Genomic DNA, 7639 nt, shown 5'->3' on the forward strand with positions numbered 1-7639 from the left:
GCGCCGAGGTGGTCCGCCCCCGGCGGACAGCTCACCGTTCTTGTCGGTGATCTCCGTTAGGGTCGGCCGTGGAGCACATCACCGAAGCTGGGGGTCCTGCCATGACCGCGGTCACCGAACTCGCCGACGAGTTCGTCGAAGCGTTGTTCGCCGCCGATCCGCTGACGCCCGCGCTGCTGGGCCTCCGCCCGGCCGAGCCCGGGCTGCCGGACCTGTCCGCCGAAGCCGAGCAGGCGCACCGGGCCCGGCTCGCGGAGTTCGCCGAGCGGGCCCGCGCGCTGGACGCGGGCGGGCTGTCGGCCGCGGACCGGGTCACGCGCGAGGTCCTGATCGCCACCGCGGAAGACCGCGTCGCGTCGATCGACAGCCGGATGGCCGAGTTCACCGTCACGGACATCATGATCGCGCCCGCTGCTTCGCTGCTCATGGCGCTGCCGATGACGACGGTGACGGCGGGCGAGGCCGCGGAGGCCCAGCTCGGCCGCCTGGCCGCGGTCCCGGAGTACCTGCGGCAGGCCGCGCGGCGCCACGCCGAGGGCATCGCCGCCGGGCTCGTTCCGGTGGCGCACCTGGTCGACGCCGCGGTCGCGCACCTCGACCGCTACCTCGCGGACCCGACCGCGGACCCGCTCCGCCGCCAGCCCGCGCCGGACGAGGAGTTCGGGCGCCGGCGCGACGAGCTGCTGGCCGAGGTCGTGCGCCCGGCCTACGCCGAGTACCGCGAGTTCCTCGTCACCGAGGTGAAGCCGCACGGCCGCCCCGCCGACCGGCCCGGCCTGAAGTGGCTGCCCGGCGGCGAAGAGGCGTACGCGCGGCTCGCGAAGGTGCACACGACCACCGACCGCACCCCGGAGGAGCTGCACCGGATCGGTCTCGACGTCATCGACTCGCTCGCCGCCGAGTACCGCGAGCTGGGGCAGAAGGTGTTCGGCACCGACGACCTGGCCGAGATCTTCGAGCGCCTGCGCACCGACCCCGCCCTGCGCTGGAGCAGCGGTGACGAGCTCCTGGACACCGCCCGCACGGCCGTCCGGCGGGCCGCCGCGGAGGCCCCGAAGTGGTTCGGCCGGGTCCCGGCGCAGGAGTGCGCCGTCGAGCCGGTCCCGGAGGAGGTGGCGCCCGGCTCGCCCGCGGCGTACTACCTGCGGCCGGCCGCCGACGGCTCCCGGCCGGGCATCTACTTCGCGAACACCCACGACGCCGGCGAACGGTTCCGGCACACGGCCGAGTCGACCGCGTTCCACGAAGCCGTGCCCGGGCACCACTTCCAGCTCAGCATCGCGCAGGGGCTCACCGAGCTGCCGCTGCTGCGCCGCATCGGCAACTTCACCGCCTACACCGAGGGCTGGGGGCTCTACAGCGAGCGCCTCGCCGACGAGATGGGGCTCTACTCCGACGACGTCGCGCGGCTGGGCATGCTGACCGGCGACTCGATGCGGGCGGCCCGCCTGGTCGTCGACACCGGCCTGCACGCGCTGGGCTGGAGCCGGCAGCAGGCCGTGGACTACCTGCTCGAGCACACGCCGGAGGCGCGCGTCGAGGTCGAGACCGAGATCGACCGCTACATCGCGTGGCCGGGCCAGGCGCTGGCGTACATGGTGGGGCGGCTGGAGATCCAGCGGATCCGCGCCGGCGCCGAGGAGCGGCTCGGCTCCCGGTTCGACGTCCGCGCGTTCCACGACCTCGTGCTCGCCGGGGGCGCGCTGCCGCTCTCGGCGCTCGCGTCCGCCGTCGAGGACTGGGTGGCCGGGCACGGGGACACGGTCAACGGCCTGGCCGCCGAGCTCGTCGAACTGTCCTTCGAGCAGGAGCCGCTGTCCCGGTCCGTCTTCGGCCTGCCCGGCGAGCACGACCGGCTCGGCGAGCAGACCCGGGAGGCACAGGAGCGGTTCCTCGCCGGCTACCGGGAGCTCGCCGGCCGCGCCCGGGCGCTGGCCGCGGACGGCCTCACGCCGGAAGAGGCCGTCACGCGCGAGGTGGTGATCGCCGCCGCCGAGGTCGAGGCCGACCGGCTCGCCGCGCGGGCCACCGACATCGCGGTCAGCGACGGGCTGAGCGCCCCCGCGCTGGGCCTGCTGCTGTACCTGCCGTACTACCAGCTGGACGACGAGAAGAAGGCCCGCGGCTACCTCACCCGGCTCGCGGCCATCGAGCCGTTCCTCGAGACGCTGGCCGAGCGGCAGCGCGAGAGCCTGGCCGAGGGGCTCGTGCCGCCGGCGTACCTCGCCCGCGTCGGTGTCGAGTACATCGACCGCTACCTCGCCGCGCCGGACAGCGACCCGCTGAAGGTGGGCACGACGGCGGCGGTCGAGGGCTTCGAAGCCGAACGCGACCGCCTGCTCGCGGAGGTCGTCCACCCGGCGTACGCCCGCTACCGCGACTTCCTGCGTACCGAGGTCGAACCGGCCGGGCGGGCCGACACCGCGCCCGGCATCGGCCACGTCCCGGGCGGCGCCGAGCGCTACGCCGCACTGATCCGCGCGGAGACGACGACCGAGCGCACGGCCCAGGACCTGCACGACACCGGGCTGGCGATCATCGAGCAGCTCTCGGCGGAGTACCGCGAGCTGGGGCAGAAGGTCTTCGGCACCACCGATCTCGCCGAGATCTTCGAGCGCCTGCGCACCGATCCGGCACTGCGCTGGCGGGACGGCGAGGAGCTGCTGTCCGCGGCCCGCGACGCCATCGCCCGCGCCGAAGCCGTGGCGCCGCAGTGGTTCTCGCACATCCCGGCCGAGAAGTGCGAGGTCGCGCCGGTGCCCGAGGCCGACGCGGCGAGCGGCACGATCGCGTATTACCTGCAGCCGTCGCTCGACGGTTCGCGGCCGGGCACCTACTACGCCAACACGCACGAAGCCGACAAGCGGCCGCGCTTCACCAGCGAAGCGATCGCGTTCCACGAAGCCGTGCCGGGGCACCACTTCCAGCTCAGCCTGGCCCAGGAGTTGCGGGACCTGCCGCTGCTGCGGCGGATCGGCATGTTCACCGCCTACGCGGAGGGCTGGGGGCTCTACGCCGAGCGGCTGGCCGACGAGATGGGCCTGTACGCCGACGACGTCGCGCGGCTGGGCATGCTGACGCAGGACTCGATGCGGGCGGGCCGGCTGGTCGTCGACACCGGGATGCACGCGCTGGGGTGGAGCCGCCAGCGGGCGATCGACTTCCTCGTCGACCACACGCCGATGGCGCGGATGGAGATCGAGGCGGAGATCGACCGGTACGCCGGCTGGCCGGGCCAGGCCCTCGGGTACATGGTGGGGCGGCTGGAGATCCAGCGGCTGCGCGCCGAGGCCGAGGCGGCGCTCGGCGACCGCTTCGACATCCGGGACTTCCACGAAGTCGTGCTGGGGCACGGCATGCTGCCCCTTTCGGCGTTGGCCAAGGTCGTCACCGACTGGGTCGCGAGCCGGACCGACACCCCGGATTCGCTCGCGGGCGAGTGCCTGGAGCTGCTGTTCGAGGCCCAGCCGCTGCTGCCGTCGCTCTACGGCCTTCCCGGCGCGCACGACCGGCTCGCCGACCAGTCCGCCGAGGCGGGCGCCCGGCAGCGTGCCGCGTTCGCCGGGGTCATCGCGCGGGCCGAGGCGCTCGACCCGGCTTCGCTGACCTCGGACGAGCGTGTCACCCGCGACGTCGTGATCTGGCAGGCGCGCACGATGATCGACGTGCTGGACTCCGGCCGCGCCGACATCGCGGTGAGCGACGGGCTCGCGGCGCCGGCGTTGGAACTGCTGATGCTGCTGCCGCAGACGGTGGTCGACGACGAAGCCAAGGCCCGCGGCTACCTGAGCCGGCTCGAGGCGGTCGGCGCGTACGTGGACCAGCTGATCGAGCGGCAGCGGGCGGTGCTCGCCGAAGGCCTCACGCCGCCGGAGTTCCTGGCGCGCATCGGCGTCGGGTACGTCGAGCGCTACCTCGCGACCCCGGAAGCCGACCCGCTGAAGGTGCCGCTCCACGGGCTCGAGGCCGAGCGTGACCGGTTGCTGGCGGACGTCGTGCGGCCCGCGTACGCGCGGTACCGCGACTTCCTGGCCGGCGAGGTGGTCCCGGTCGCGCGGCCGGAGACGTCGCCGGGCATCGGCGACCTGCCGGGCGGCCCGCAGCGGTACGCGGCGCTGATCCGCGCGGAGACGACGACCGAGCGCACGGCCCAGGACCTGCACGACACCGGGCTGGCGATCATCGAGCAGCTCTCGGCGGAGTACCGCGAGCTGGGGCAGAAGGTCTTCGGCACCACCGAGCTCGCGGAGATCTTCGAGCGGATCCGCACGGACCCGGCGTTGCGCTGGCGGGACGGCGAGGAGCTGCTGGACGCCGCGCGGCGCACGATCGAGCGGGCGGAAGCCGTTGCGCCGCAATGGTTCTCGCGCGTGCCGGAGCAGCGTTGCCAGGTCGCCCCGGTGCCGGCCGCGGAGGCCGAAAGCGGGTCGATCGCCTACTACATCGACCCGTCGCTCGACGGTTCGCGGCCGGGCACGTACTACGCCAACACGCACGAGGCGGACCAGCGGCAGCGGACGCTGGGCGAGTCGGTCGCGTTCCACGAAGCCGTGCCGGGGCACCACTTCCAGCTGACGCTCGCGCAGCAGCTCACCGGAGTCCCGCTGCTGCGGCGGATCGCGATGTTCAACGCCTACGCCGAAGGCTGGGGGCTGTACGCGGAACGCCTCGCCGACGAGATGGGGCTGTACTCCGACGACGTCTCGCGCCTGGGCCTGCTGACGCAGGACTCGATGCGGGCGGCGCGGCTGGTCGTCGACACGGGGCTGCACGCGCTCGGCTGGAGCCGGCAGCGTGCGGTGGACTACCTGCGGGACAACACACCGATGGCGCAGATCGAAATCGAGGCGGAGATCGACCGCTACGCGGGCCACCCGGGCCAAGCGCTCGGTTACATGGTGGGCCGCCTGGAGATCGAGCGTCTGCGCGCGGACGCCGAGCGGGCGCTGGGCGAGCGGTTCGACATCCGCGAGTTCCACGACACGGTGCTGGGCAGCGGAACCCTGCCGCTCCCGGTGCTGGCGGACGTGGTGGCCACCTGGGTGGCCGCCCGTTCCGCGGAGGACGAGAAGTGACCGCGGCGGGGAAACGCCGTGTCGACCCGCCAGTCACGCGTGTCGACCTGTCGATCACGCGTGAGGTGCCCGGCCCGGACGGCGAGGAGCTGACGTGACCTGGCTCGACCTCGCCGACGACTCGCCGTTCGGCCTGGACAACCTGCCCTACGGCGTGTTCTCGGTCGGGGGCGCGCCCGAGCGCCGGGTCGGCGTGCCCGTCGGCGAGCAGGTCCTCGACCTGACCGCCGCGGCCGCCGAGACCGCGTCGGCCTTCGCGCCGCTGCTCACCTCCGGGGTGCTCGGCCTGCTGCTGGCCGCCGGGCCGGACACCTGGCGGGAGGTCCGCGAGAGCGTCCGGACCTGGCTGACCGAACCCCGGTACGCCGACCGGCTGCGCCCGCACCTCGTGCCCTTGGCGGAGGTGACCACGCACCTCGCCTTCGAGGTCGCCGACTACGTCGACTTCTACTCCAGCGAGCAGCACGCCCTCAACGCCGGCCGGATCTTCCGGCCCGACGCGGCCGAGCTGCCGCCGAACTGGAAGCACGTCCCGATCGGCTACCACGGCCGGGCGGGCACGGTCGTCACGTCGGGCACGCAGATCGTGCGCCCGCACGGGCAGCGCAAGCCGCGCAACGCCGACGCTCCTTCGTTCGGCCCGTCGCAGCGGCTGGACATCGAGGCGGAGGTGGGGTTCGTCGTCGGCGTCCCGTCCACCCCGGGCACGCCAGTGTCCACTGAGGACTTCGCCGGCCACGTTTTCGGCGTCTGCCTGGTCAACGACTGGTCGGCTCGCGACATCCAGGCCTGGGAGTCGCAGCCGCTGGGCCCGTTCCTCGGCAAGTCGTTCGCGACGTCGGTGTCGCCGTGGATCGTCCCCCTCGCGGCCCTGGAGCACGCGCGGGTGGACGGCCCGCCGCAGGACCCGGAACCGTTCGAGTACCTGCGCACCGGCGAAAAGTGGGGCTTGGACCTGGCGATCGAGATCCGGCTCAACGGCCACCTGGTGTCGAGCCCGCCGTTCGCGACGCAGTACTGGACGGCGCCGCAGCAGCTGGCGCACCTGACGGTCAACGGCGCGAGCCTGCGCACGGGCGACCTGTTCGCCTCGGGCACGGTGACCGGCCCGGAGCGCGACCAGCGCGGCTCGTTCCTGGAGCTGTCCTGGGGCGGCCGCGAGCCGCTCGACCTCCCGGACGGGCAGCAGCGGACGTTCCTGCAGGACGGCGACGAGGTGGTGATCAGCGCCACGGCCCCCGGACCGTCCGGCACCCGGATCGGCTTCGGCGACGTGCGGGGCACGGTGGTCCCCGGCTGACCGCCACGAACGCGAAGCCCGCGGGTCCGCAACCCGCCGGCCGGGGAGTGGCGCTGCGCACACCGATCGGCCGCCGGCTTGCCGCATAATGACCCCTACTAAGCGCTTGCTCAGCACGGGAGGACGTCCATGAGGATCGGGACCGCGATCAGCTACGCCGGAGGCTTCGCCGAGAGCGTCGCCGACGTCGTCGAACTGGAGAAGGCCGGCCTCGACGTCGTCTTCGTGCCGGAGGCCTACTCCTTCGACGCCGTCAGCCAGCTCGGCTACCTGGCGGCGAAGACCGAGCGTGTCCAGCTCGCGTCGGGCATCTTCCAGATCTACACCCGCACCCCGACCCTCACCGCGATGACCGCGGCCGGGCTCGACTTCGTCTCCGACGGGCGGTTCATCCTCGGGCTCGGCGCTTCCGGCCCGCAGGTCATCGAGGGTTTCCACGGCGTGAAGTACGACGCGCCGCTGGCCCGCACCCGCGAGATCGTCGAGATCTGCCGTCAGGTGTGGCGCCGCGAGCGCGTCGTCCACGACGGCAAGCACTACACGATCCCGCTGCCGCCGGAGCAGGGCACCGGCCTGGGCAAGCCGCTCAAGCTCATCAACCACCCGGTGTGCGAGCGGATCCCGGTCCTGCTGGCTTCGCTCGGGCCGAAGAACGTCGCGCTCACCGCCGAGATCGCCGAAGGCTGGCAGCCGATCTTCTTCCATCCGGAGAAGGCCGCCGACGTCTGGGGCGAGTCCCTGGCCGCGGGCAGGGCCAAGCGCGACCCGGCGCTGGGCGAGCTCGACACGTTCGTCAGCGCCGCGCTGGCGATCGGTGACGACGTCGAGCCGCTGCTCGACCACCTGCGCCCACTCGTCGCCCTCTACGTCGGCGGGATGGGCGCGCGCGGCAAGAACTTCTACAACGACCTCGCCCGCCGCTACGGCTACGAGGCCGAGGCGAAGCTGATCCAGGACCTGTACCTCGACGGCAAGAAGGAAGAGGCCGCGGCGGCCGTGCCGATCGAGCTGCTGCGCTCGATCTCGCTGGTCGGCCCGGCGGGGTACGTCAAGGAGCGGCTCGCGGCGTTCAAGGAGGCGGGGGCGACGACGCTGGTCGTCAACCCGATGCTGCCCGGCCGCGAGGCGCGGGTTTCGGCGGTGGCCCAGCTGCGGGAGCTGCTCGCCTGAAGTGGGGGAAGACAGCATAACGGCCACCCCGGCCCCGCCAGAGTACGAAGGCACCCCGCGGCACGCCCCGGCCCCGGCGACGGCGGGGCCCGGG

The 7639-nt window shown here is 73.4% G+C and carries 3 protein-coding genes; all 3 read left to right on the forward strand.

What is annotated here, in order from left to right; genetic code table 11:
- The first annotated feature begins 101 nt into the window (after positions 1-101).
- The 3 genes from AB0N03_RS38630 (at position 102) to AB0N03_RS38640 (ending at position 7545) form a co-directional block, all read left to right on the forward strand.
- Positions 102-5075: a DUF885 domain-containing protein gene (locus AB0N03_RS38630; protein WP_364382935.1), complete on the forward strand. Its 4974-nt coding sequence runs from the start codon at positions 102-104 to the stop codon at positions 5073-5075.
- A gap of 94 nt (positions 5076-5169) precedes the next feature.
- Complete coding sequence (gene fahA / locus AB0N03_RS38635) at positions 5170-6375, forward strand: fumarylacetoacetase (protein WP_364382938.1); 1206 nt, start codon at positions 5170-5172, stop codon at positions 6373-6375.
- Positions 6376-6504: 129 nt separating this feature from the next.
- Positions 6505-7545, forward strand: coding sequence for an LLM class F420-dependent oxidoreductase (locus AB0N03_RS38640; protein WP_364382940.1), 1041 nt, complete (start codon positions 6505-6507; stop codon positions 7543-7545).
- Positions 7546-7639: the final 94 nt, after the last annotated feature.

It is taken from the genome of Amycolatopsis sp. NPDC051061 (assembly GCF_040682935.1).
Lineage (GTDB): Bacteria > Actinomycetota > Actinomycetes > Mycobacteriales > Pseudonocardiaceae > Amycolatopsis.

Excerpts from the sequence above, each read along its gene's own strand:
- AB0N03_RS38640 (WP_364382940.1), top strand. The coding sequence starts at position 6,505 with ATGAGGATCGGGACCGCGATCAGCTACGCCGGAGGCTTCGCCGAGAGC.
- AB0N03_RS38630 (WP_364382935.1), top strand. The coding sequence starts at position 102 with ATGACCGCGGTCACCGAACTCGCCGACGAGTTCGTCGAAGCGTTGTTC.